General features: G+C 74.5%; 18 protein-coding genes. 1 reads left to right on the top strand and 17 read right to left on the bottom strand.

From position 1 onward, the window contains the following. Positions 1 to 9: 9 nt before the first annotated feature. The 14 genes from ACFYUZ_RS05255 to ACFYUZ_RS05320 form a co-directional block, all read right to left on the bottom strand. Positions 10 to 2,535 (bottom strand): FtsX-like permease family protein, encoded by a 2,526-nt coding sequence (locus tag ACFYUZ_RS05255; protein WP_389306470.1) that lies wholly within the window; start codon positions 2,533 to 2,535, stop codon positions 10 to 12. Further along, positions 2,532 to 3,308, bottom strand: a complete 777-nt coding sequence (locus ACFYUZ_RS05260) for an ABC transporter ATP-binding protein (protein ID WP_389306472.1) — start codon at positions 3,306 to 3,308, stop codon at positions 2,532 to 2,534. Before ACFYUZ_RS05260 ends, ACFYUZ_RS05255 begins: the two co-directional genes overlap by 4 nt. Positions 3,309 to 3,395: 87 nt before the next feature. Further along, positions 3,396 to 6,725 (bottom strand): dTMP kinase, encoded by a 3,330-nt coding sequence (tmk, locus tag ACFYUZ_RS05265; protein ID WP_389306473.1) that lies wholly within the window; start codon positions 6,723 to 6,725, stop codon positions 3,396 to 3,398. 251 nt (positions 6,726 to 6,976) lie between these two features. Beyond that, positions 6,977 to 9,808 (bottom strand): type I DNA topoisomerase, encoded by a 2,832-nt coding sequence (gene topA / locus ACFYUZ_RS05270; protein ID WP_389306475.1) that lies wholly within the window; start codon positions 9,806 to 9,808, stop codon positions 6,977 to 6,979. 318 nt (positions 9,809 to 10,126) lie between these two features. Beyond that, the gene (locus ACFYUZ_RS05275) at positions 10,127 to 10,324 is read right to left on the bottom strand and encodes a hypothetical protein (protein ID WP_389306476.1); all 198 of its coding nucleotides are present in this window, start codon (positions 10,322 to 10,324) and stop codon (positions 10,127 to 10,129) included. A gap of 217 nt (positions 10,325 to 10,541) precedes the next feature. Continuing rightward, positions 10,542 to 11,360 carry an ABC transporter permease gene (locus ACFYUZ_RS05280; protein ID WP_389306478.1) on the bottom strand — a complete coding sequence of 273 codons (819 nt, stop codon included), beginning with the start codon at positions 11,358 to 11,360 and terminating at the stop codon, positions 10,542 to 10,544. A 14-nt stretch (positions 11,361 to 11,374) separates the two neighbouring features. Next, positions 11,375 to 12,148, bottom strand: coding sequence for an ABC transporter permease (locus ACFYUZ_RS05285; protein WP_389306479.1), 774 nt, complete (start codon positions 12,146 to 12,148; stop codon positions 11,375 to 11,377). Then, entirely contained in the window at positions 12,145 to 13,146 is a 1,002-nt protein-coding gene (locus ACFYUZ_RS05290) for an ATP-binding cassette domain-containing protein (RefSeq protein WP_389306481.1), read from the bottom strand. Before ACFYUZ_RS05290 ends, ACFYUZ_RS05285 begins: the two co-directional genes overlap by 4 nt. A 124-nt stretch (positions 13,147 to 13,270) precedes the next feature. Next, positions 13,271 to 14,275, bottom strand: a complete 1,005-nt coding sequence (locus ACFYUZ_RS05295) for an ArsR/SmtB family transcription factor (protein ID WP_389306483.1) — start codon at positions 14,273 to 14,275, stop codon at positions 13,271 to 13,273. Beyond that, entirely contained in the window at positions 14,272 to 15,825 is a 1,554-nt protein-coding gene (locus tag ACFYUZ_RS05300; RefSeq protein ID WP_389306485.1) for a methyltransferase, read from the bottom strand. The genes ACFYUZ_RS05295 and ACFYUZ_RS05300 overlap by 4 nt, the downstream gene beginning before the upstream one ends. A gap of 97 nt (positions 15,826 to 15,922) precedes the next feature. Further along, positions 15,923 to 16,597: a small secreted protein gene (locus tag ACFYUZ_RS05305; RefSeq protein WP_389306487.1), complete on the bottom strand. Its 675-nt coding sequence runs from the start codon at positions 16,595 to 16,597 to the stop codon at positions 15,923 to 15,925. A gap of 161 nt (positions 16,598 to 16,758) precedes the next feature. Continuing rightward, entirely contained in the window at positions 16,759 to 19,077 is a 2,319-nt protein-coding gene (locus ACFYUZ_RS05310; RefSeq protein WP_389306488.1) for a sodium-translocating pyrophosphatase, read from the bottom strand. A gap of 231 nt (positions 19,078 to 19,308) precedes the next feature. Next, positions 19,309 to 19,767 carry an ATP-binding protein gene (locus ACFYUZ_RS05315; RefSeq protein WP_389306490.1) on the bottom strand — a complete coding sequence of 153 codons (459 nt, stop codon included), beginning with the start codon at positions 19,765 to 19,767 and terminating at the stop codon, positions 19,309 to 19,311. A gap of 15 nt (positions 19,768 to 19,782) precedes the next feature. Next, positions 19,783 to 20,136: an STAS domain-containing protein gene (locus tag ACFYUZ_RS05320; RefSeq protein ID WP_015034520.1), complete on the bottom strand. Its 354-nt coding sequence runs from the start codon at positions 20,134 to 20,136 to the stop codon at positions 19,783 to 19,785. A gap of 80 nt (positions 20,137 to 20,216) precedes the next feature. Here ACFYUZ_RS05320 and ACFYUZ_RS05325 point away from each other — a divergent pair, with 80 nt between their 5' ends. Next, a complete protein-coding gene (locus tag ACFYUZ_RS05325) occupies positions 20,217 to 22,682 on the top strand; it encodes a DEAD/DEAH box helicase (RefSeq protein WP_389306492.1) in 2,466 nt (821 codons plus the stop codon). Here the strand turns inward: ACFYUZ_RS05325 and ACFYUZ_RS05330 are convergent. Genes ACFYUZ_RS05330 through ACFYUZ_RS05340 form a run of 3 tightly spaced genes read right to left on the bottom strand, consistent with a single transcriptional unit; the run spans position 22,636 to position 23,781 of the window. Beyond that, positions 22,636 to 23,178: an Rv3654c family TadE-like protein gene (locus tag ACFYUZ_RS05330; protein ID WP_389306494.1), complete on the bottom strand. Its 543-nt coding sequence runs from the start codon at positions 23,176 to 23,178 to the stop codon at positions 22,636 to 22,638. The genes ACFYUZ_RS05325 and ACFYUZ_RS05330 overlap by 47 nt on opposite strands. Further along, the gene (locus tag ACFYUZ_RS05335; RefSeq protein ID WP_389306496.1) at positions 23,175 to 23,531 is read right to left on the bottom strand and encodes a TadE family type IV pilus minor pilin; all 357 of its coding nucleotides are present in this window, start codon (positions 23,529 to 23,531) and stop codon (positions 23,175 to 23,177) included. Before ACFYUZ_RS05335 ends, ACFYUZ_RS05330 begins: the two co-directional genes overlap by 4 nt. Then, positions 23,518 to 23,781 (bottom strand): DUF4244 domain-containing protein, encoded by a 264-nt coding sequence (locus ACFYUZ_RS05340; RefSeq protein ID WP_389306498.1) that lies wholly within the window; start codon positions 23,779 to 23,781, stop codon positions 23,518 to 23,520. The genes ACFYUZ_RS05335 and ACFYUZ_RS05340 overlap by 14 nt, the downstream gene beginning before the upstream one ends. Positions 23,782 to 23,829 lie beyond the last annotated feature (48 nt).

Here is a 23,829-nt window from a genome sequence, read left to right on the forward strand (position 1 = left end):
CGCGCCTCCTCACCGCTCGGACGTCGCCGTCCGGGAGACCGGCAGGAACACGCCCGCGACGACCGTGACGAGGACGACGCCCACGATCGCGCCCGCCTGCGCGGGCGGCAGGTACGGCAGGCCGCCGGTGAGCGCCCAGGCGAAGGCGGTCAGCGGCAGCGCGCCCACCACGAGCCCGACGAGGAGGCCCGTCGCGGTCAGGAACCCCGCCTCCAGGCCGAGCATCCGGCGCAGCTGTCCCGCCGAGGCGCCGACCTGGCGGAGCAGCCCCAGCTCACCGCGCCGCCCGGCGCCGATCAGGGCGAGGGTGCTCAGGACGGAGAGGACCGTGAGCCCGCCGATCGCCGCGACGATCCCGCCGGAGACGAGCCCGTTCAGCTCGGCCCCGGGGAGCGTCACCGCCTCGGGCGCGACGGGGGAGGCGCCCGCGGGTCCCGCCGCCAGCACGCGCGCGGGGTACGGATCGCTCATGTGCGGCGCCAGTTCGCCCTTCGGCAGGAGGAACTCGCCCAGGGCGAGCGAGCGTTCGTACACCGCGACCACCCGCAGCCGCTTCGGCGTCCCGTCGCCGAGCCGCAGCTCCACCGTCGAACCGGGCTTCACCTCAAGGGAGTCGGCCGTGTCCGCGCCGACCGCGACCGTGCCCGCGGCGGCGAGCCCGGCCAGGTCACCGGCGACGACACCGGGGTCGAGCGTGCCCGCCAGTCCCCCGGCGTCCACGCCGAGGACCGGGAGCCGGTCCAGGCGCGGCGTGCCGGCCTCGGTGCGGGCCAGGACCACCGTCGAGCGCAGCACGTCCGTGGCCGCCTCCACCCCCGGGAGCTCGCGCACCCGCTCCGCGGTGGTGCCGGAGAAGGCGAGGTCGGCGGTGGTCGCGGCCCGCGCCTGCGCGGCGGCGGCCCGCTCCATGGTGGCGCCGGCCGAGAGCTGCACGAGGGCGAAGGAGGTGACGAGGACGACGGGGACGAGCGCGGCCCCGAGGCGGCGCGAGTGCGCGGTGGCACCGGCCGCGGTGAGCCGCCCGGGCGCGCCGCCGAACCACCGGAACGGGCGGTCCAGGACCGTCATCGCGGCCCGCGCGATCCACGGCCCGAGCAGCGCGCACCCGGCGACCAGCGTCACCGTGGCCGCTCCGGCGGCCGCGGCGGCCGCGTCACCGCCCTGGATCGTGGCCGTACCGGCCGAGCCCGCGCCGAGCACGAGCAGCGCGAGCCCGGCGACGCGGCGGGCACCGCCCTTCCCCGCGCGGCCCGGCCGACGGGCCGCGAAGAGGACCACGAGCCGGGTGATGCCGACCACGAGGGCTGCGACGACGAGGACGGCGGCGAACAGCCACGGAGGGGTGGGCAGTTCGAGGCCTTCCGGTACGGCTCCGGTGCGGGCCCGCAGCGCCGACCACAGCGGCAGGAACACCGGTACGGACGCGAGCGCGCCGAGCAGCGCCGCCGCACCCGCCACCCGGGCCGCCTCCCGCCCGGCCGCGCCCCGCACCTGACGGGGCGTCGCGCCGACCGAGAGCAGCAGCTCCCGCTCGGCGGCGCGCTGCTGGAGGGCCTGGGCGACGAGCGAGGCGAGGACGAGGACGGCGACCAGGACGACGGTCCCTGAGACGGCCGCGAGGAGCTGGAGCAGCTCCGTGCGCGCGGGCGGCGCGCCGAGGTGCTCGGCGCCGCCCCGGCCGTCCCCGGTCAGCGCCCGGAGCGGCTGCCCCGCGGCGGTGTCCCGGAGCCCGGCGGCGTCCAGGGCGGCCCGTACGCGCGCGTGGAGGGTGTCCACGGGCACGCCCGGCTCGGCGAGGACTCCGACGGCGTCGACGGCCCCGGGGTGGCCGGCGAGGCGCCGCGCCTCCCCCGCCGTGACGTAGAGCGCGGCCGGTCCCTCGGCGACGCCGACGACCCGGTGACCGGCCACGGTGTCCCCGACGGAGGCGCCGAGACCGGCCCCCACGACCGTCTCCCCGCCCTGCCGGGGCTCCCGCCCGTCGATCAGCCGGTACGGGGCGAGCCGGGCCGCCTCCCAGGAACGCCCGGGGTACGCGCGCGCGGCGGTGGCGGTGGCGGTGCGGTCGTCGGCGGCTGGACGGCCGCCGGTCCCGGCCTCGGTGCCGGTCCCAGGCCCGGGGCCGGTCCCGGCCTCGGTGCCGGCCCCCTGAGCGGCGTCCGCTCCCCGATCCCGTACGACGAACGTGTCGTCCGGGACCGCTTCCCGCACCCCGGGCACGGCCCGCAGGACGGCGACGGCCGCCTCGGGGACCCGTACCCGCTCGGTCAGGCCCGCCGTCTCCGTCCTCGGCTCGCCGCCCCACGGCGTGGCCGTCCAGCGGACCTCCTGGTCGCCGGCGACGACGACGGGCGCCGCGGCGTACCGCTCCACGCGCGCGTGGCCCAGCCCGGCGGACCCCAGCGCGAGGGCCAGGGCGCCGAGCAGGGCGGTGGTGAAGGCGACGGCCGCGAACACGGCGGCCCACGCCTTGCGGTGGGCCCGCAGCGACCGGGCGGCGAGCAGCCGCACGGCGGGGTTCCCGAGGCGGCTCATCGCGCCACCGCCGGATGACGGCCGGCCGCGGCGCGGGCGCCGAGCGCTTCCCGTACGCCCGCCTCGTCCGGGCGGTCGAGGCGGCCGACGATCCGGCCCCGGTCCAGGAAGACGGCCTCGTCCGCCCAGGTGGCGGCCACCGGGTCGTGGGTGACGAGGACGACCGTGTGCCCCCGCTCGTCGACCGCGCGCCGCAGCAGGGCGAGGACCCCGGCCGCCGTGGCCGGGTCGAGGGCGGCGGTCGGCTCGTCGGCGAAGACGACCTCGGGCTCGTCGATCAGGGCCCGGGCGATCGCGACCCGCTGCCGCTGGCCGCCGGAGAGGCTCTCGGGCCGGTCCTCGGCCCGGTCGGCGAGCCCCACGGCGTCGAGGGCGGCCAGGGCGCGGGCGTCGAGCGCCCGGCCTTCGCGGGCCCCGGCGAGGAGCAGCGGCAGGGTGACGTTCTCCCGCACGTTCAGGGCGGAGACGAGGTTGAGCGACTGGAACACGAAGCCGATCCGCTCCCGCCGGAGCCGGGTGAGACCGGCCGCCCTCAGGGTGGCGAGGTCGGTGCCGCCGATCCGTACCCGCCCGGCCGTCGGCCGTTCGAGCCCGGCCGCGCAGCGCAGCAGGGTGGACTTCCCGGAGCCCGACCGGCCCATCACGGCCAGGAAGCGCCCGCGCGGCACGACCAGGTCGACCCCGTCGAGCGCGGGGGCCCCACCTCCGTACGCGCGGCTCACCCCCTCCAGGGCGAGGGCGGCGCCGTTCTCCGTCACTGCTGTCGTCGTCATGCCGACCACGCTAGAAAAGCGCAGGTCACAGCGGTATGGAGCTGGCTGCCGCAGTGGGGGTGGAGCTAGCTCCACCCCCACCCGGGTTCAGCGACGGCGGCGCGGGCCCTCGTCCTCGTCCTCGTGCGGGCCGAACAGCTCGTCCGCGAGGGTCGGCAGATCGTCGAGCGGGGTCTCCTCCGCCCAGTCGGAGCGGCGGCGCGGCCGGCCGTCCTCGTCGAGCTGGGGCAGCTCCCGGGTCCGGTCGTTGGCCCCGTGCGGCTCGTTCCGCTCGTCACGCTCGTCACGGAAGATGCCCGGCGGCACCCGGTCGGCGGGGTCGGACGCCCCGGCACCCCGTACGGGAGGGAGCACGGCGGTCTCGTCGGCCGCCCGCGGGTCCCGTACGAGAGGCAGCACGGCGGTCTCGTCGGCCGCCCGCGGGTCCCGGATCTGCGGCAGGACGGCGGTCTCCGCCTCCGGCCGCTCGGCCGTCCCCGGCTTCACGATCGGCGTCTCCACGGTGATCTCGTCCGGCGAGACGGCCGGCGCGTCCGGCTTCACGATCGGGGTCGGCACGGTGACCTCGTTCGCCGACACCCCGGCGGTGCGCGCCGAACGGGCCTCACGAGCGGCCCGCTCCGCCGCGGCCGTCCGCTCGGCGGCGGCCGACTCCGCGGCCTCCCGCTCACGGGCGGCCTTCTCCCGGGCGGCCTTCGCGGCCTCGGCCCGCTCGGCCGCGGCCAGCTCCGCAGCGGCGCGCTCGGCGGCCGCACGCTCCGCGGCCGCCTTGGCCGCCGCCTCGGCGGCGAGCCTCTGCGCCGCCGCCTTCGCCGCAGCCTCCTCCGCGGCCTTCGCGGCCGCGGCGGCCTCGGCCGCCCGGCGGGCCTCCTCGGCGCGGAGCAGGGCCTCCTCGGCCTTGCGCTGCTTCTCCAGGCGGCGCTCCTCGGCCTCCTTGCGGAGCCGGGCCTCCTCCTCGGCCTCCTTGCGGAGCCGTTCCTGCTCCTCCTGGCGGGCCTTCTCCTCGGCCGCGAGGCGCCGGCGCTCCTCCTCGGCGGCGAGCCTGGCCTCCTCGGCCCTGCGGCGGGCCTCCTCCGCCTGCCGCTCGGCCTCCAGACGGCGCGCCTCTTCCTCCTCGCGCCGCTTGCGCTCCTCCTCCTCGGCGCGGAGCTTGGCGAGCTGCTCCTGCCGCTCGCGCTCCAGGCGCTCCTCCTCGGCCTTGCGGGCGGCCTCTTCCTCCGCCAGGCGCCGGGCCTCCTCCTCGGCCTTGCGGCGGGCCTCCTCCGCGGCCTTCACCTCGGCCTCGGAGAGCGGCAGCATCCGGTCGAGCCGGTGGCGCACGACGGTGGTGACGGCCTCGGGCTCCTGCCCGGCGTCGACGACGAGGTAGCGGCTGGGGTCGGCGGCCGCGAGGGCCAGGAAACCGGCCCGTACGCGCGCGTGGAACTCCGGCGGCTCGGACTCCAGCCGGTCGGGCGCCTCGGTGAACCGTTCCCGCGCGGTCTCCGGGGAGACGTCGAGGACCACCGTGAGGTGCGGCACGAGACCGTCGGTCGCCCAGCGCGAGATGCGGGCGATCTCGGTCGGGGACAGGTCGCGGCCCGCGCCCTGGTAGGCCACGGACGAGTCGATGTACCGGTCGGAGAGGACGACCGCGCCCCGCTCCAGGGCCGGGCGGACCAGGGAGTCGACGTGCTCGGCCCGGTCGGCCGCGTACAGCAGGGCCTCGGCGCGGTTCGAGAGCCCCGCCGACGAGACGTCGAGGAGGATCGAGCGGAGCCGCTTGCCGATCGGCGTGGCACCCGGCTCGCGGGTGACGACGACCTCGTGGCCCTTGGCGCGGATCCACTCGGCGAGCGCCTGGACCTGCGTGGACTTCCCGGCGCCGTCGCCGCCCTCCAGGGCGATGAAGAAACCGGTCGGGGAGGGCGCCTGGACCGGGTCGGAGCCGCGCAGCGCGTCGCGCAGGTCACGGCGGAGCGGGACGCCCGCCCGGTCGTCGGTCTTCGCGAGGACGAGCGCGGCGACCGGAAGCAGCAGGGCGCCGGCGAGGGCGAGCGTGAAGGCGGCGCCGCCGTGCGCGAAGACGAACTCCCCGGAGGCGAGCCGGTGCGGCCCGATCGCGGCGGCGAGCAGCGGGGCGGCGAGCGCGCCGAGGCCCATGGCGACGCGGGCGGCGGCCTGGAGGTGCTCGGTGGTCCGGGCCCGGCGGGGCTCCTCGGTCTCCTGGTCGATCAGGGTGTGGCCGGTGTTGGCGGCGACCCCGGCCGCGTAGCCGGCGAGGGCGGCGAGGAACAGCACGGTCGCCGTGTCCGGGACCAGGCCCATCGCGATCAGGGCGACACCGGTGACGGTGATGGCGAGGGCCAGCAGCCTGCGCCGGGACAGGACCGGCAGGACGGAGCCCGCGGTGCGGATGCCGACGGCGGTGGCGCCGCTGAGCGCCAGGATCAGGAGGGCGTACGTGACGGGCCCGCCGCCCAGGTCGTACGCGTGGAGCACGGCCAGGGACGCGGCCGCGGCGATCGCCCCGGCGACGGTGGCGGAGGCGAGGACGAGCAGCGGCAGGGCGCCGGTGCGGCCCTTCCCCTCGCCCTCGGCCTTCCGGTCCGGCCGGCGCAGGCCCTCCAGCGGCGAGCGGGGCCGGGGCGTCTCGCCGCCGGGCAGCGCCATCGCGTACAGGACGGTGACGGAAGCGGCGAACAGTCCGGCGGAGACGTACGAGCCGAGGGCCGCCTGGTGCAGCGTGAACCAGTCGATCCCGGCACCGAGCAGGTTCCCCACGAGGGTGGCGACGAGCAGCACGGCGGCCGCGGCGGGGACGGCGAGGAAGCCGGTCCGCTGGGACAGCCGGCGCAGCGCGCCGAGGTGGTCGGGCAGCGGCCGCACGGCCGCGCCCTCCAGGGGCGGGGCGGGCAGCAGCGCGGGCGCGGCGCCCTCGCGGCACACCGCCCAGAGCCGCTCGGCCGCGCCGGTGACGAAGACGGTGCCGAGCAGGTACCAGAGGGCGCTGTCGGGGACCCAGTCGATCCACAGCGGGGCGATGACGAGCAGCGCGATCCGCACCCCGTCGGCGCCGATCATGGTCCAGCGCCGGTCGAGCGGGCCGCCGGGCCCGGTGAGCGCGGTCAGCGGCCCGAGGAGGACGGCCCCGAAGAGGACCGAGGCCAGCAGGCGGGCGCCGACGACGGCGGCCACGGCGAACGCGGCCCCCCGGTAGCCGCCCCCGAGCGCGCCCTCCGCCACGGCCGCCTGATAGCCGAGGAGGACGAGGACGAGGAGGGCGAGGGCGTCACCGGTGCCGCCGGCCAGGTGGGCGCCCCACAGCCTGCGCAGCGGCTGATGGCGCAAGAGGGCGCGGACGGCGCGCTCCCGGGAATCCGCGACGAGTGCGGCGTCGGAATCGCCCAGGCGGTCTGGCTGCTCTGCTCGCGTCATCCGTCCACCCTATCCGGACGGCCTTGCTCCCCGCGGCCCGCGCCCGAACAAACGTGGGAGGGCGGAGACACCGCTCCGCCCGGCGGACGAGGAGGGCGGAAACCGGTGCCGCCCGGCGGACGAAGCCGCGGAAACCGCCCCGCCCGACAGCCGAAGAGGCGGAAACCGGTCCCGCCCGACAGCCGAAGAGGGCGGGAGCACCGCTCCCGCCCTCCTGCGCGCCCCTCCGGGCGCCGCCCGGGTGCCCGGGACTACTCCGGCTTGGCCGCCGCCGTCTTCTTGGCAGCGGTCGTCTTCTTCGCCGTCGTGGTCTTCTTCGCGGCCGTCTTCGCGGCGGCGGTGGTCTTCTTCGCCGCCGTCTTCGTGGCCGTCTTCTTCGCCGCGGTCTTCTTCGCCGGGGCCTTCTTGGCGGCCTTCTTCGCCGGCCCCTTGGCCCGCTTCTCGGCGAGCAGCTCGTAGCCGCGCTCCGGCGTGATCGTCTCCACGCTGTCACCGGTGCGCAGGGTGGCGTTGGTCTCGCCGTCCGTCACGTACGGGCCGAACCGCCCGTCCTTGACGACCACGGGCTTCTCGCTGACCGGGTCGGTGCCCAGCTCCTTCAGCGGCGGCTTGGCCGCGGCCCGGCCCCGCTGCTTCGGCTGGGCGTAGATCGCGAGCGCCTCTTCGAGGGTGATCGTGAAGAGCTGCTCCTCGTCGGTGAGCGACCGCGAGTCCGTGCCCTTCTTCAGGTACGGGCCGTAGCGGCCGTTCTGCGCGGTGATCTCCACGCCCTCGGCGTCCGTGCCGACGACCCGCGGCAGGGACATCAGCCGGAGCGCGTCCTCCAGGGTGACGGTGTCCAGCGACATCGACTTGAAGAGCGAGGCCGTGCGCGGCTTCACCGCGTTCTTGCCGGTCTTCGGGGTGCCCTCGGGCAGGATCTCCGTCACGTACGGCCCGTAGCGGCCGTCCTTGGCGACGATCTGGTGGCCGCTGACCGGGTCGGTGCCCAGCTCGAAGTCGCCGCTCGGCTTGGCGAGCAGCTCCTCGGCGAGTTCGACGGTCAGCTCGTCGGGCGCGAGGTCGTCGGGGACGTCGGCCCGCTGGTGGCCCTCCTGCTCCTTCTCGCCGCGCTCGACGTACGGGCCGTAGCGGCCGACGCGCAGCACGATGCCGTTGCCGACGGGGAAGGAGGAGATCTCGCGCGCGTCGATCGCGCCGAGGTCGGTGACGAGCTCCTTGAGGCCGCCGAGGTGGTCGCCGTCGCCGTTCCCGGCCTCCGCCGCGCCGCCCGTCCCGCCGGTCTCGCCCTCGCCGAAGTAGAAGCGCTTCAGCCACGGCACGGCCTGGGCCTCGCCGCGCGCGATGCGGTCGAGGTCGTCCTCCATCTTGGCGGTGAAGTCGTAGTCGACGAGCCGCCCGAAGTGCTTCTCCAGGAGGTTGACGACGGCGAAGCTCAGGAAGGACGGGACGAGCGCCGTGCCCTTCTTGAAGACGTAGCCGCGGTCGAGGATGGTGCCGATGATCGAGGCGTACGTCGACGGGCGGCCGATCTCGCGCTCTTCCAGCTCCTTGACCAGCGAGGCCTCGGTGTAGCGGGCCGGCGGCTTGGTCGCGTGGCCGTCCGCCGTGATCTCCTCGGCGGTCAGCGCGTCGCCCTCGGCGACCTGCGGCAGGCGCCGCTCGCGGTCGTCGAGCTCCGCGTTCGGGTCGTCGGCCCCCTCCACGTACGCCTTCATGAAGCCGTGGAAGGTGATCGTCTTGCCGGAGGCGCTGAACTCGGCGTCACGGCCGTCGGCGGCGGTGCCGCCGATCCTCACGGTGACCGAGTTCCCGGTCGCGTCCTTCATCTGGGAGGCGACGGTCCGCTTCCAGATCAGCTCGTACAGCTTGAACTGGTCGCCGGTGAGACCGGTCTCCGCGGGAGTGCGGAAACGATCACCCGAAGGCCGGATCGCCTCGTGCGCCTCCTGCGCGTTCTTCACCTTGCCCGCGTAGACGCGCGGCTTCTCCGGCAGGTAGTCGGCGCCGTACAGCTGCGTGACCTGCGCCCGGGCCGCCGCCACCGCGGTGTCGGAGAGGATCGTGGAGTCCGTACGCATGTAGGTGATGAAGCCGTTCTCGTACAGCTTCTGCGCCACCTGCATGGTCGCCTTCGCACCGAAGCCCAGCTTGCGGCTCGCCTCCTGCTGGAGGGTGGTGGTCCGGAAGGGGGCGTACGGGGAGCGGCGGTACGGCTTCGACTCGACCGAGCGCACGGAGAACGCCGTGTCGGCGAGCGCGGCGGCCAGCGCCCGCGCGTTCGCCTCGTCCAGGTGGAGCACGTTCGCGGCCTTCAGCCGGCCGTCGGCGCCGAAGTCACGGCCCTGCGCGACGCGCTTGCCGTCGACCGTGTTCAGGCGGGCGACCAGCGAGGACGGGTCGGAGGCGTCACCGGTGCGGCCGGTGCCGAAGGTGCCGGTGAGGTCCCAGTACTCGGCGGAGCGGAAGGCGATGCGCTCGCGCTCCCGCTCGACGACGAGACGGGTGGCGACGGACTGCACGCGGCCGGCGGACAGCCGCGGCATGACCTTCTTCCACAGGACCGGCGAGACCTCGTAGCCGTACAGCCGGTCGAGGATGCGGCGGGTCTCCTGGGCGTCGACCATGCGCTGGTTGAGCTCGCGCGGATTGGCGACGGCCTCGCGGATCGCGTCCTTGGTGATCTCGTGGAAGACCATCCGGTGGACCGGGACCTTGGGCTTCAGGACTTCCTGGAGGTGCCACGCGATGGCCTCGCCCTCGCGGTCCTCATCGGTGGCCAGGAAGAGTTCGTCGGACTCGGCGAGGAGCTCCTTGAGCTTCCTGACCTGCGCCTTCTTGTCGGCGTTGACGACATAGATGGGCTGGAAGTCGTGCTCGACGTCGACTCCGAGGCGGCGCACCTCGCCGGTGTACTTCTCCGGCACCTCGGCGGCGCCGGAGGGGAGGTCGCGGATGTGCCCGACGCTCGCCTCGACGACGTAGCCGGGGCCGAGGTAGCCCTTGATCGTCTTCGCCTTGGCAGGCGACTCGACGATGACGAGTCGGCGGCCGCCGTGTGCGGTCTCGCTGGTCGGGGACAACTTCGCTCTTCTCTCCGGATCGACGCTCTCTGGCACGTACGGCACTGGCACGCACGGCAGCGCACGGACGGTGACGCTCCCGTCGCTGCGGAGTGTGACGGTACAACCCGCCCCCGTGTCAAACGGCGAAAGCCCGCAACGGCCACTCGAACGGTAACCCGAGTCCTGGCATTCCTGCCGCCCGGACTCCCGGTCCGGCGGGGCGGGGGACATCTCGGAAAGATCACAAACAAACCGGGAGCGGAACCCGGACCCGATCCGGAGCCGCGGTCGGCACGTGGTGCGGAGGGGGGTCCGGAGCCGGGGTCGGAGGCGGCTTCAGAGGCGGCCGAAGCACCAGACGCCGAGGAGGAGGAAGGCGGCACCGGCGAGGCCCGTCAGCGCGACGGCGGCGCGCGGGGGAACCCCGTACGCCACGGGCTCGCGGTGCAGCGTCCGCACGGTGGTCCACAGCAGCAGCGCGCCTCCGAACAGCGTGAACGCCGCCCCCGCGAAGATCGCCGGCCCGCTCTCCATGCCCGTCCCCCGTTCCGTCCACGCGCGGTGTCCGCCGCTCGTGAGCCGAGGCTGACACCCCTCGGCATCGGGGGCACGAACTCCGGGTGAACGGAGCGGGCCGGGCCCGTACGGGTTCACGAAGATGGCCGGTAGTGGCCCGCTCCGGGGGCCCCTCCCCCACCCCTCCCCTCTCCCCCTTCCCTCCCGTTTCCCTCCCGTCGTGTGACATCCCTCGTCACATCACGTCGAGCGTGGCCCGACGTCGGCTCCCCCGCTCGAAGACGGTGAGGAGGACGACGGCGAGCAGCGCCCACCCGGCGCCGACCGCGAGCTCGGCCCCCAGCAGGTGGCCGTCCAGGCCGGCGCCCGCGGTCAGGCCGCGCGCCGCGTCCGCCGCGTGCGTGAGCGGCAGCAGCTCACCGGCGGCCCGCATCCACTCCGGCAGCGTCTCCCGGGGCACGGCGGCGCCGGTCAGGAGCAGCAGCCCGGAACTGGCCACGTTCGACACCAGGAACACGTCGCGGAAGCGCAGCCCGAGCGCCCCGAGCGCGAGCCCGAAGGCCGAGCAGGCGCCCGCCGCGACGAGCAGCACCAGACCGAGCCCGGGCAGCGCCCCGGCGGGGACGGGCAGCCCGAGGAGGAGGGCGGCGGCGGTGAGCACGAAGGCGCTGACGAGCAGCCCGTTGAGGACGTACGGGAGGGCTCGCCCGAGCCACAGCGGGACCCTGCGGCGGGGGGAGAGCAGGACGGCCCCGAGGGTGCCGTACCGGCGCTCGTTGGCGACGGCCATCGTGCCGCCGTACACGCAGGAGGCGGAAGCTGCGAGGACGGCGTTGCCGACGAGGTGGAAACGATCGTCGGCGACACCCAGTTCCCTGCCCAGGAAGACGAAGAAGAAAACCTGGAGGAGCGGCCCGACCAGCAGCGTTCCGATGAACATCGGCGGGGTCGCCCAGTTGAACAGGGCGCGGTACGAGATCGCCCCGCCGACCACGAGCAGCCGGGAGGAGGCGTGGAAGCGGAAGCCGAGGAGTCGGCACCGGAAGCGGAACATCCGACGGTGGCCTTTCAGGCGAGGGCGAGAGTGGCGGAGGCGCGGGCCCGGCGCTCCACGCGCCCGAGGACGAGGACCGCGGCGAGGGCGTATCCGGTGCCGAGCGCGACGGCGGTGAGCATCGGCGTGATCACGTCCCCGCCGGAGGTCGCGGCGTGCACGGCCCGCGCCCCCCAGGTCGTGGGCAGCGCCCAGGAGATCGGACGGGTCCAGACGGGCAGCACGGTGACGGGCACGAGCAGCCCGGACAGCAGCCAGACGGGCGTGTCGAGCGGGTTGGCGAGGGCGTTGGCGTTGCGGAGCAGGACGAAGGTGGCGGCGAGCAGCAGCCCCGTCATCCCGAGGGTGAGGACGCACACCGGGACGGCGACGAGGAAGAGCAGCGGGTGCGCGAAGTCGAGCGGCACGTCGAAGAGCAGCACGCCCCACAGGACGGTCGCGCCCATCGCGTACGTGCCGATGACGGCGGTCGCGAGGGTGATGGGGAGGAGCACGAGCGCGAGCGGCGTGGGGGCGACGACCAGGGTCTCCAGGGTGCCGAGCCAGCGCTGGTTCTGCACCGCGCCGCCCGAGCCGAGGAGGACCGAGCCCCAGATGCCCATGAGTCCGGCGCCGACGGAGGCGGTGAGCAGCCGGTCCGGGTCTCCGGCGGCCCGGAACAGGTGGACGGCGAGGGTGGCGTGGACGAGCGGGACGAGGACGGCGAAGGTGATCTCGATCGGGGAGCGCGACATGTACGAGACGTGGGTGCGCACCCCGACGAGGACCAGTCGCGGGAGGCGCGTCATACGGCCGCCTCCTCGACCTCGGCCTCGGCCGTCTCCTCGACGATCGCGATGTAGGCGTCCTCCAGGGACGGTTCGCGGCTCGTGACCCTGCCGATCCGTATGCCGTCGAGTGCGGCGAGGACGGGGCCGTGCAGGTCGGAGGCGCCGCGTCCGGTCTGCACGGTGACCGTCTGCAGGGCTCCCCGGTCCTCCGTCGACACGCCCCGCACGCCGGGCACGCGCCGTACCCGGTCGAGCCGCTCCTCGTCCACGCCGTACGCCTCGATCTCCAGCACGTCCCGTTCCCGTACGAGGGACTTGAGGCTGTCGGGGGTGCCGAGGGCGCGGATGCGGCCGCCCGCGATGACGGCGATCCGGTCGCAGAGCTCGTCGGCCTCGGCCATGTAGTGGGTGGTGAGGAGGACGGTGGTGCCGGCGGCGGCCAGGTCGGCGACCGTGCGGCGCAGGTCGCGGGCGGCGACGGGGTCGACGCCGATGGACGGCTCGTCGAGGAAGAGGACGTCGGGGTGGTGGAGCAGTCCGCGGGCGATGTGGAGGCGCTGGCGCATGCCGCGCGAGTACCCCTCGACGCGTTCCTTCTCCCGGCCCACCAGGCCGACGAGGTCGAGGAGTTCGGCGATGCGCCGCTTCTGCGCTCGCGCCGGGACGCCGTACAGCTCGGCGAAGTAGCGGAGGTTGTCGAGGGCGGAGAGCCGGTCGTACAGGCCCCGGTCGCCGCCGAAGACGTATCCGATCCTGCGGCGTACGGCGACGGGGTCGCGGGCCACGTCGTGGCCGAACACCCGGGCCGTGCCGGAGGTCGGCAGCAGCAGGGTGTTGAGCATCTTGATGGTGGTGGTCTTGCCGGCCCCGTTGGGCCCGAGCAGGCCGAACAGCTCTCCCGGCGCCACCTCGAAGGTGACGCCGCGCACGGCCTCGGTCTCGGTCCGCCGGGACCTCGGCCACCCGGTCCTGCTGGTGTAGGTGCGGCGCAGCGCGTCCGCCTCGATTGCGAGCATGCGGCGGACGGTAGGGGCCGGCGGAGGGACCGGGCCATCGATTCGGAAGGCCCCGAATCGTCGGGCCGCGGCCCCCGATTCCTCGGTTCGCGGGCCTGGACCTGCGGGTCACGGCCCCGAATCGTCAGGCCACGGCGGTGAGGACGTCCTCGCCGGTGAGCAGCGCGAGCAGTGAACGGCCCGTGTCCGTCAGCTGGTAGTACACGGAGCGTCCGACGCGGTGGCGGGTCACGACGCCGGCCTCCGCGAGCACCGACAGGTGTTCGGAGACCGTGCTGGGTGCGAGACCGAGCCGGTCGGCGAGCCCGGCGGTGGTCAGGGGGCCGCCCAGTTCGCGCAGGACCGCCGCCCGGCCGCGGCCGAGCATCAGCCCGAGCCGGTCCTCGGCGACGGGTTCGGCCGGTTCGCGCAGGGTGGCGGCGCCCCGGGCCTGGAAGCTGAGCGCGAAGACCTCGGGGTCGTCGGTGGAGTAGAGCCGGCAGCCCTCCGCGAAGACCAGCGGCACGAGGACGAGGCGGCGCTCGCCGGGGGCGTACTGCGCGTCGATGTGCTTGGTCAGTTCGAGTACGGGCGGCTGCCAGCGCGCCCGTGTCTCCAGTCCCGCGAAGAGCGCGTCGACGCCCTCCGTGGCGAACGTCCTGGCCCGGACGAGCACTTCGTCCTCGACGAGCCGGCGCATCGTCGGCCAGTACGGCTCGATCGCGCCCTCCCAGTAGGCGGCGTACGCGTCGGCGAGCGCCGCGCAGGCGGCCTCCGGGTCCTTCAGGTACGGCTGCAGGAAGGGCGCGTCGGCCATGCCGGGGTAGCAGACGGCCGCCTGGGCGCGGACGAACTCCGGGTCGGTGGCCCGCAGCGCGGCGAGCTCCTCGTGGACGTGGACCGTGCCGAAGGGCCGGGGCAGCAGGAAGTCGGAGACCTCGTGCCGCTCTCTGACGAACAGGTCCCACAGCGGGCGGAGCCGGTCGTCCTCGCGCCACACCTCGCGCGCCTGCCCGACCCACTCCTGGTACGGCCAGGAGGGGTGCCGGTGGGGCTGCGCGAGGTGCATCGAGCAGAACGCGTCGCGCAGCGGGCTGATCGCGATCCGGGTCGCCCCGAGCGAGGTCTCGTCCAGCTCGATCCGTATCAAGCACCGCTCCCTTCGGCCACGGGCAGCAGGGAGTCGGGGATCAGGAAGCCCTCCTCGACGAGCAGCCGGATCGCCTGCGGGGTGCGGTCCCGCAGCATGACCGGGTCCTCGCCCATCAGCTGCCCGATCGCGTCGAGGATGCGGCCGGCGCTGAGCGTGCCGTCGCACACGCCGGCGAACCCGGCGCCGACGTGGTCGACCTTGGTGGCCCGGCGCATGCCGCGGTTCTGCCGGAGCACCACGTGCTCCGGGTCCTCGGCGCCCGGCAGCCCCACCTGCTCCTGCACCACCTCGGGCGCCAGCGTGAACCGGTCGGCGAGGAGCGCGGCGTCGTCATGTCCGCGCAGGTAGTCCTGGCGCTCGAAGTGGGCGCGGACGGTGGGGCCGAGGGGCTGCTCGACGGGGTGCGGCCACTCCTCGATGACGATCGAGGGCTCGACCGCGCCGGAGGCCACGGCCTCGTTGCGCCGGATCGTGATCCAGCCGAAGCCGACCGCGCGGGTCTTGCTCTCCTCGAACGCGTCGAGCCAGCGGTCGTACGCCGCCCGGTAGGCGCCCGGGTCGCCGCGGTGGTCGCCGCTGTCGCGCAGCCACAGCTCCGTGTACTGGGTGACGTCCTGGACCTCGCGCTGCACGATCCAGGCGTCGCAGCCGCGCGGCACCCAGGACCGCAGCCGCTCCTGCCACTCCTCGCCCTCGACGTGCTGCCAGTTGGCGAGGAACTGGGCGTACCCCCCGTCGTTGAGCCGCGCCCCGGCCTGCTGCACGAGGGTGCGGCACAGGTCGTCGCCGCTCATTCCGCCGTCCCGGTAGGTGAGCCCGGCGCCGGGGGAGATCACGAACGGCGGGTTGGAGACGATCAGGTCGTACGTGTCGCCGTCGACGGGCTCGAAGAGCGAGCCGGTCCGCAGCTCGGCCTCCCGGGCCCCGGAGAGGGCGAGGGTGAGCCGGGTGAAGTCCAGGGCGCGGGGGTTGAGGTCGGTGGCGGTGACCAGGGTGGCGTGCTGGGCGGCGTGCAGCGCCTGGATGCCGGAGCCGGTGCCGAGGTCGAGCGCGGAGGAGACCGGCGTACGGACCGTGATGCCGGCGAGGGTGGTGGAGGCGCCGCCGACGCCGAGGACGACCCCTTCGTCCTTCTTCCCGATGCCGCCGGCTCCGCCGACGGCGCAGCCCAGGTCGGAGACGATGAACCAGTCCTCGCCGTCCGGTCCGCCGTACGGCCGGACGTCGACCGTGGCGAGGACGGTGCCGTCCTCGCGGACGACCCAGCCGTCGGCGAGTGCCTCCTCCAGCGGGAGCGCGGCGGCGGCCCGGTCGGCCGTGACGGGCTCCTGGAGCAGGAAGAGCCGGACGAGGGTCTCCAGCGGGGAGTCGCCGCGGGTGGCGCGCAGGGCGGGCACGGTCTCGCTGCGGGCGAGCGCGGCGTAGGCCGGGGCGCCGAGCAGGTCGAGCAGTCCGTCGGCGGTGAAGTCGGCGGCGAGCAGCGCCTCGCGCAGACGGGCGGCGTGCGCGGGCACCGGGAGGCGGGGAGGCAGGCTGGTCGTACTCACCGCTCCATTGTGACGGCCGCCACCGACATCCGGGCGGCCGACCCGGCGGCGTGCGGCCGATCGCCGCGGGCGCCGGGCCGGCCGGCCCTCGGTTCCCCTACTCGCTCTTGGCGGCCGTGGCCTTCGTGGTCGGCTTGACGGACGCCTTCTCGGTCGGGTTCGTGGCGCCGGAGTCCGAGTCGGGGGTGGCGCCGGCGTTCGGGGAGGCGGAGGTCTTCGGCGGGACCGAGGCCGTGGGCTTCTGGCAGCCGGGCTGCTTGGCCATCGCCTGGCCCAGCTCGCCGTCCTCCAGCTTGGAGAGGGCGTTCTGGTCCATCTTCTCGATCTTGGTCAGGCCGTCGGCGACGCCCTGGAGACCGTCCGCGAACTTCTGCTGGTTCGTCGGGTCCAGCGCGTCGACCTGCTTCTTGAGCCCCTCGTAGGCCACGGCGGTGTCGTTGAGCTCCTTGATCGCGTCCTTCTGGATCTTCTCGCCGTTCTCGACGGGCGGGGCTCCGGCGGTCTGGACGGCCTTGGCGAGGGCCCGGTCGGCGTTCGCGATGTCCTGGAACGCCTTCGAGTCGGCGGCCTGGATCTCGGCCGGCTTGCTGTCGGCCGCGGTCGAGATGATGATCTGGTGGGCGTCGGCCCGCTTCTGGATCTGGGGCTTGGCCTGGTCGCAGAACGTCTTCGCCCAGTCACCCACCTTGTCGCCCTCGTCGCTGCTGCAACCGGCCAGCGCGAGCATCAGTACCGTGCCGCCGGACAGTGCGGCCGCAAGCTTCTTGTTCAACGGATCGGTCCCTTCCAAGGCTCTCGGCCCCGGAACATACACGCCGAACGGGCTACTTCCACTTTTCGTACGACTGATTCGTCCCATATTGCAGTCTTTTGAACCAAGGGATAAGGTCCCCTCCTTTACCTGAAACCCCGGGTAATGAGACGGACGCCACGTCAGGACATCGCCACCGTCCGCCTCTTGGACGCCCGGACCGCGCCGACCACGACGAGGAGCGCGACCGCCGCGACCGCCGCCCTCAGCCCGGCGCTCGCGTCGCCGCCGTAGCTGAACCGCACGACCGCCGGGGCGATCAGCAGCGCGACCAGGTTCATCACCTTCAGGAGCGGGTTGATCGCCGGCCCCGCCGTGTCCTTGAACGGATCGCCGACCGTGTCCCCGATGACGGTCGCCTCGTGCGCCTCGCTGCCCTTGCCGCCGTGGTTCCCGTCCTCGACCAGCTTCTTCGCGTTGTCCCAGGCGCCACCGGAGTTGGCGAGGAAGACCGCCATCAGCGTGCCCGCCCCGATCGCCCCGGCCAGGTACGCGCCGAGCGCCCCGACCCCGAGCGCGAAGCCGACCGCGATCGGGGCCATCACGGCGAGCAGCCCGGGCGTGGCGAGTTCGCGCAGCGCGTCCTTGGTGCAGATGTCGACGACCCGCCCGTACTCCGGCTTCTCGGTGAAGTCCATGATCCCGGGGTGCTCGCGGAACTGCCTCCGCACCTCGTAGACGACCGAACCGGCCGATCGGGACACCGCGTTGATCGCGAGCCCCGAGAAGAGGAAGACGACCGCCGCGCCGAGGATCAGGCCGAAGAGGTTGTTGGGCTGCGAGATGTCCATCGAGAGCGTCACCTCGCCCGCCTTCACGCCGAACTCCCCGACGTCGGCGACCGAGGTGGCGATGGCGTCCCGGTACGAGCCGAAGAGCGCCGAGGCGGCCAGGACGGCGGTGGCGATGGCGATGCCCTTGGTGATGGCCTTCGTGGTGTTGCCGACGGCGTCGAGGTCGGTGAGGACCTGCGCGCCCGCCCCCGTGACGTCCCCCGACATCTCCGCGATGCCCTGGGCGTTGTCGGCGACCGGCCCGAAGGTGTCCATGGCGACGATCACCCCGACGGTGGTGAGCAGCCCCGTCCCGGCGAGGGCCACCGCGAACAGCGCCAGCATGATCGAGGCGCCGCCGAGCAGGAACGCCCCGTAGACGGTGAGTCCGATCAGCAGGGCCGTGTAGACGGCGGACTCCATGCCGAGGGCCACGCCCGCGAGGACGACGGTCGCCGGGCCGGTGAGGGAGGACTTGCCGATGTCCCTGACCGGCCGCCGGCTCGTCTCGGTGAAGTAGCCGGTGAGCTGCTGGATGAGCGCGGCGAGGACGATGCCGAGGGCGACCGCGACCAGGGCGAGGACCCGCGGGTCGCCGCCGTGGCCCCGGATGCCCGGCTCGGTCACGCCTTCGAGCTCGGCGTAGGAGGACGGCAGGTAGACGAAGGCGGCGACGGCGACGCCCACCAGCGAGATGACCGCCGAGACCAGGAATCCGCGGTTGATCGCGCTCATCCCGCCGCGGTCGGCGCGCCGCGGGGCGACCGTGAGGATGCCGATCACGGCGGTGACCACGCCGATCGCCGGCACCATCAGCGGGAACGCGAGGCCGTGGTCGCCGAAGGCCGCCTTGCCGAGGATGAGCGCGGCGACCAGGGTCACCGCGTACGACTCGAAGAGGTCGGCCGCCATGCCGGCGCAGTCGCCGACGTTGTCGCCCACGTTGTCGGCGATGGTGGCGGCGTTGCGCGGGTCGTCCTCGGGGATGCCCTGCTCGACCTTGCCGACGAGGTCGGCGCCGACGTCGGCGGCCTTGGTGAAGATCCCGCCGCCCACCCGCATGAACATGGCGATGAGCGCCGCGCCGAGTCCGAATCCCTCCAGGACCTTGGGCGCGTCGGCGGCGTAGACCAGGACGACGCAGGCGGCGCCGAGCAGTCCGAGGCCGACCGTGCACATGCCGACGACCCCGCCCGTGCGGAACGCGATCCGCATGGCCCGGTGCGCGACCTCGTTCAGGTCCCTCGCGGGTTCGCCCGGCGCCGGCGTGGCCTCCCTGGCCGCGGCGGCCACCCGCACGTTGGCCCGCACGGCGAGCCGCATGCCGAGGTAGCCGGTGACCGCCGAGAAGAGCGCCCCGACCAGGAAGAACAGGGAACGTCCGGCCCTCTGCGACCAGTCGTCCGCCGGCAGCAGCATCAGCAGGAAGAACACGACGGCCGCGAAGACGGCGAGGGTCCGCAGCTGCCGCGCGAGGTAGGCGTTGGCGCCCTCCTGCACGGCGGCCGCGATCTCCTTCATCCTCTCGGTGCCCTCACCCGCCGCGAGCACCTGGCGGACGAGGAGCCGCGCGACGACCAGTGCGGCGAGGGCGACGACCGCGACGACGACCACGATCGTCCGGTTCCCGCTCGTGAGCACCGCCGCGGCGAGAGTTGTGGGGTACATGGAGACGGATCATAGGGAGACAAGACGGTACATACGGGGATGCACCAATTCGTGGGCGAGGACACCCGGAGCAGAGGAGCGGGAGGCACTGGCGCGGAAGGCCGGAAGGGCACCGGCGCGGAGGAGCGGGAGGGCGTCGGCACAGAAGACGGGCACAAGAGAAGAGGCCCTGCGTCGCAGGGCCTCTTCTCTCAGCACATGCAGCGGGTCGGGGCCCGCCCCGCGTACGGGTCAGGACAGGACGTCCGCCGAGCTCACCGGCCACGTCATCCGGAGGGTGCCGCCGTCCTCGCCGGCGCTCACCTCGACGTCGTCGACGAGCCCGCGGATCACCGCGAGCCCCATCTCGTCCTCGCCGTCGGCGTCGTCGAAGCCCTCGGTCGGGGCCGCGGCCCGCGCGCCGGGGACCCCGGCCGCGTCGGCCGCCGCCACCCCCGCACCCGGCACCTCGTCGCCGACCTCGATGGAGAACGTCTTCTCCCCCTCGGTCAGGACGACCCGGATGGGTGTCGTGACGTCGTTGCTGCGATGCAGCCCGACCGCACGGGAACAGGCCTCACCCACAGCGAGACGCACCTCGTCGAGGACCGCCTCGTCCACGCCCGCCCGGCGCGCGACCGCGGCCGCCACCAGGCGGGCCGTGCGGACGTGCTCCGGCTGAGCGCTGAAGCGGAGTTCAACGGTGGCCATGCGAACCCCCTGGGCTCAGTCGACGGCGTTGACGGCCTCGTCGACCGAGGTGTGGATCGGGAACACCTTGGTGAGACCCGTGATCCGGAAAATCTTCAGAATGCGCTCCTGGTTGCAGACCAGACGCAGCGAGCCCTCGTGCGCGCGAACGCGCTTCAGGCCGCCGACGAGCACACCGAGGCCGGTGGAGTCGAGGAAGTCCACGCCCTCCATGTCGACGACCAGGTGGTAGCTGCCGTCGTTCACCAACTCGACCAACTGCTCGCGCAGCTTGGGCGCGGTATACACATCAATCTCGCCACCGACCTCGACGACCGTACGGTCACCGCCAGCGCCGGACACATTGCGAGTCGACAGGGACAGGTCCACGGATCCTCCAGCACCTTGCTATCGGGCGATCGTCCTCTCGGGACTCCGGGGCGGAGCCGAGGAACGGAACGCCAGCCGCGATGGCATTCAATCACTTACCTGCAGCCATGCACGACGCCTTGGAAGCATTGTCCGTCATGGCAGTGACACACTCGGTGCCGATGGCCAAGAATCACCGCCCCCGTCGTCCGGCCGGGGAAAGGGGCAGCAGCCCCTCTCCCGGCATGGTCCTCGACCGGCTCTCCTCGGGCGAGAGCCGGGCCGCGCGCATCACTCATACGGAGCACATGCCCGCCCGGGAGGGCCGCCATGCCGTCTGGCCGCACCGCATCCGCCCGGAGGTGATCGCGGCGATCCGGGAGGCCGGGATCGAGCACCCCTGGGCCCACCAGGCGGAGGCCGCGGAGCACGCCCTGGACGGCGAGTCCGTGGTGATCGCCACGGGCACCGCCTCGGGCAAGTCGCTGGCCTACCTCGCCCCCGTCCTCAGCACCCTCCTGGACGGCGCGGAGGCCCCGAACGGCCGAGGCACCACCGCCCTCTACCTCGCCCCCACCAAGGCCCTCGCGGCCGACCAGCGACGCGCCGTACGGGAACTGGCCGCCCCGCTCGGCAACCGGATCCGCCCCGCCGTCTACGACGGCGATACTCCGTTCGAGGAACGCGAGTGGGTCCGGCAGTACGCGAACTACGTGCTGACCAACCCCGACATGCTGCACCGGGGCATACTCCCCTCCCACCCCAGGTGGTCCTCCTTCCTGCGCTCCCTGCGCTATGTCGTGATCGACGAGTGCCACACCTACCGGGGCGTCTTCGGATCCCACGTCGCCCAGGTGCTGCGCCGCCTGCGCCGCGTCTGCGCCCGGTACGGCTCCGAACCGGTCTTCCTCCTCGCCTCGGCCACCTCCGCCGAACCCGCCCGGGCCGCCGGCCGCCTCACCGGCCTGCCGGTCACCGAGGTCTCCGACGACGCCTCCCCGCGCGGCGAGCTGGTCTTCGCCCTCTGGGAACCGCCGCTGACCGAGCTGCACGGCGAGCGCGGCGCGCCCGTGCGCCGCACCGCCACCGCCGAGACCGCGGACCTGCTGACCGACCTGACCAGGCAGGGCGTCCGCTCGGTCGCCTTCGTCCGCTCCCGGCGCGGCGCCGAGCTGATCTCGGTGATCGCCCAGGAGCGGCTGGCCGAGACCGATCACGCGCTCGCCCGCCGCGTCGCCGCCTACCGGGGCGGCTATCTGCCCGAGGAGCGCCGCGCCCTGGAGCGGGCCCTGCACTCCGGCGAGCTCCTCGGCCTGGCCGCCACGACCGCCCTGGAGCTGGGCGTGGACGTCTCCGGCCTGGACGCCGTCCTGATCGCCGGCTACCCGGGCACCCGGGCCTCCCTGTGGCAGCAGGCGGGCCGTGCCGGCCGCTCCGGCGAGGGCGCCCTCGCGATCATGGTCGCCCGGGACGATCCGCTGGACACCTTCCTCGTCCACCACCCGGAGGCGATCTTCGAGCAGCCGGTCGAGACGACCGTCCTGGACCCCGACAACCCGTACGTCCTCGCCCCCCATCTGTGCGCCGCCGCCGCGGAGCTCCCGCTGACCGAGCCGGACCTGGCCCTCTTCGGCCCGGCCGTGCCCGGCCTGCTGCCCCAGCTCGAAGGGGCCGGTCTGCTGCGCCGCCGCTCCACCGGCTGGTACTGGACCCGTCGCGAGCGGGCCGCCGACCTCACCGACATCCGGGGCGGCGGCGGCAGCCCCGTCCGGATCGTCGAGGCCGGCACCGGCCGCCTCCTCGGCACCGTCGACGAGGCCGCCTCCCACACCGCCGTCCACGAGGGCGCCGTCCACCTCCACCAGGGCCGCACCTATCTGGTGCGGGAGCTCGACCTCAAGGACTCCGTGGCCCTCGTCGAGGAGGCCGTCCCCCCGTACTCCACCACCGCCCGCGACACCACCTCCATCGCCGTCCTCGAAACCGACACCGAGATCCCCTGGGGAGCCGGCCGCCTCTGCTACGGCTCCGTCGAGGTCACCAACCAGGTCGTCTCCTTCCTCCGCCGCCGTCTGATCACCGGCGAGGTGCTCGGCGAGACCAAGCTCGACCTGCCGCCCCGCACCCTGCGCACCCGGGCCGTGTGGTGGACGGTCACCGAGGACCAGCTCGACGCCGCCCGGATCAACCCGGAGATCCTCGGCGGCGCCCTGCACGCCGCCGAGCACGCCTCCATCGGCCTGCTGCCGCTCTTCGCCACCTGCGACCGCTGGGACATCGGCGGCGTCTCCGTACCGCTCCATCCCGACACCCTGCTGCCCACCGTCTTCGTGTACGACGGGCACCCGGGCGGCGCGGGCTTCGCCGAGCGCGCCTTCCACACCGCCCGCGCCTGGCTGACGGCCACCCGGGAGGCCATCGCCTCCTGCGAGTGCGAGGCGGGCTGCCCCTCCTGCATCCAGTCCCCGAAGTGCGGCAACGGCAACGACCCGCTCCACAAGCGCGGCGCGGTCCGCCTCCTCACGGAACTCCTGCGGGAGGCCCCGGAGGACCCGCCCGCGACCTGACCTCCGGCCGGTACGGGCCGCGCACCACCCGGGTGGTCACGTCCGCGATCCCGTCCCGCACCACGCACCGCGCCAGCTCGGCGCCCTGCGCGACGGCCACCCGCGCGGCGGCGGCGCACGCCTCGGCCTCGCCCCACAGGGCCCGGTCGGCGGCGGCGAGGGCGGCCAGGTCGGCGGCCCCGCCGGCCCGGTGCCTGGCCACCACCGCCTGCCCGAGCGCGAGCACCACCCCGAACACCACGCACAAGGCGCACGCAGCGAACGCGGCCCACACGGTCGCCGCCCCACGATCCCCGGCCAGCCCCGCACGCCGAGCAGGGCGCCGGTCCGAGCCCCGGCCCGGCAGCCGGCCCGAGCCCCTGCCCGGCAGCCGGGCCGGGCGCCTGGTCGGCAGCCGGGCCGACCGCCCGGCCGGCCGCCCGGTCGCTCCCCGGCTCGCGTCCCCGTCCCCCGGTCGGGCGCGGACGGGGGCACCTGGGTGCCCGGTGGCCGTCATGGGGCTCCTCCGCCCATCGTGTCCTCCGCGAGGGCCGCCGCGTCGGCTCTCAGGGCGACTCCCATCCCCCGGGGACCCGGGGCCGCCGCCTCCACCCTCACCCGCCACAGCTCGCCCTCCCTCGCCACCGACACCCGGGCGCCTTCGGGCGCGGCGGCACGGGCCGCCGCCTCGGCGGAGGCCACCGGCTCCGAACGGGCCGCCGCCCTCGCCCCCGCCCTCGCCGCGTCCACGCACCGGATCTGTGCGGCGGCCGCGGCCAGCGCCCACAGCAGCGTCACCGTGAACAGCGCGAGGACGGGCAGGACCATCGCCGCCTCCACGGTCACGAACCCCCGGTCAGAACGGCGCATCGAGGGCCTTCCCGATCACCGACTCCAGCGCTCCCGAGACCGCCCCACTGGTCACGATCTTGTAGAGCACGGCGGCGAACGCCGCCGCGGCGATCGTCCCCACCGCGTACTCGGACGTGGTCATCCCCCCGTCGCGGCGCGCCGCCGTCCGACGCGCCCGCCACCAGCCACGCAGCCGCACCTTGAGCGTCACACCTGCCTCCTCGCCCCGCCCCGTCCCGTCCTGCCGTGCCCCGCCGTGATCTGTCATGCCGCCACTCCTCGTCGTCTCTCGTCGTGCCGTGTCTTGCCGTGTCGT

It is taken from the genome of Streptomyces sp. NPDC004266 (assembly GCF_042874095.1).
GTDB lineage: Bacteria > Actinomycetota > Actinomycetes > Streptomycetales > Streptomycetaceae > Streptomyces.

Excerpts from the sequence above, each read along its gene's own strand:
- ACFYUZ_RS05340 (WP_389306498.1), bottom strand. The coding sequence starts at position 23,781 with ATGACAGATCACGGCGGGGCACGGCAGGACGGGACGGGGCGGGGCGAG.
- ACFYUZ_RS05285 (WP_389306479.1), bottom strand. The coding sequence starts at position 12,148 with ATGACGCGCCTCCCGCGACTGGTCCTCGTCGGGGTGCGCACCCACGTC.
- ACFYUZ_RS05280 (WP_389306478.1), bottom strand. The coding sequence starts at position 11,360 with ATGTTCCGCTTCCGGTGCCGACTCCTCGGCTTCCGCTTCCACGCCTCC.
- ACFYUZ_RS05290 (WP_389306481.1), bottom strand. The coding sequence starts at position 13,146 with ATGCTCGCAATCGAGGCGGACGCGCTGCGCCGCACCTACACCAGCAGG.
- ACFYUZ_RS05310 (WP_389306488.1), bottom strand. The coding sequence starts at position 19,077 with ATGTACCCCACAACTCTCGCCGCGGCGGTGCTCACGAGCGGGAACCGG.
- ACFYUZ_RS05325 (WP_389306492.1), top strand. The coding sequence starts at position 20,217 with ATGGCATTCAATCACTTACCTGCAGCCATGCACGACGCCTTGGAAGCA.
- ACFYUZ_RS05335 (WP_389306496.1), bottom strand. The coding sequence starts at position 23,531 with ATGCGCCGTTCTGACCGGGGGTTCGTGACCGTGGAGGCGGCGATGGTC.
- ACFYUZ_RS05275 (WP_389306476.1), bottom strand. The coding sequence starts at position 10,324 with ATGGAGAGCGGGCCGGCGATCTTCGCGGGGGCGGCGTTCACGCTGTTC.
- ACFYUZ_RS05255 (WP_389306470.1), bottom strand. The coding sequence starts at position 2,535 with ATGAGCCGCCTCGGGAACCCCGCCGTGCGGCTGCTCGCCGCCCGGTCG.
- ACFYUZ_RS05330 (WP_389306494.1), bottom strand. The coding sequence starts at position 23,178 with ATGACGGCCACCGGGCACCCAGGTGCCCCCGTCCGCGCCCGACCGGGG.
- tmk (WP_389306473.1), bottom strand. The coding sequence starts at position 6,725 with ATGACGCGAGCAGAGCAGCCAGACCGCCTGGGCGATTCCGACGCCGCA.
- ACFYUZ_RS05315 (WP_389306490.1), bottom strand. The coding sequence starts at position 19,767 with ATGGCCACCGTTGAACTCCGCTTCAGCGCTCAGCCGGAGCACGTCCGC.
- ACFYUZ_RS05260 (WP_389306472.1), bottom strand. The coding sequence starts at position 3,308 with ATGACGACGACAGCAGTGACGGAGAACGGCGCCGCCCTCGCCCTGGAG.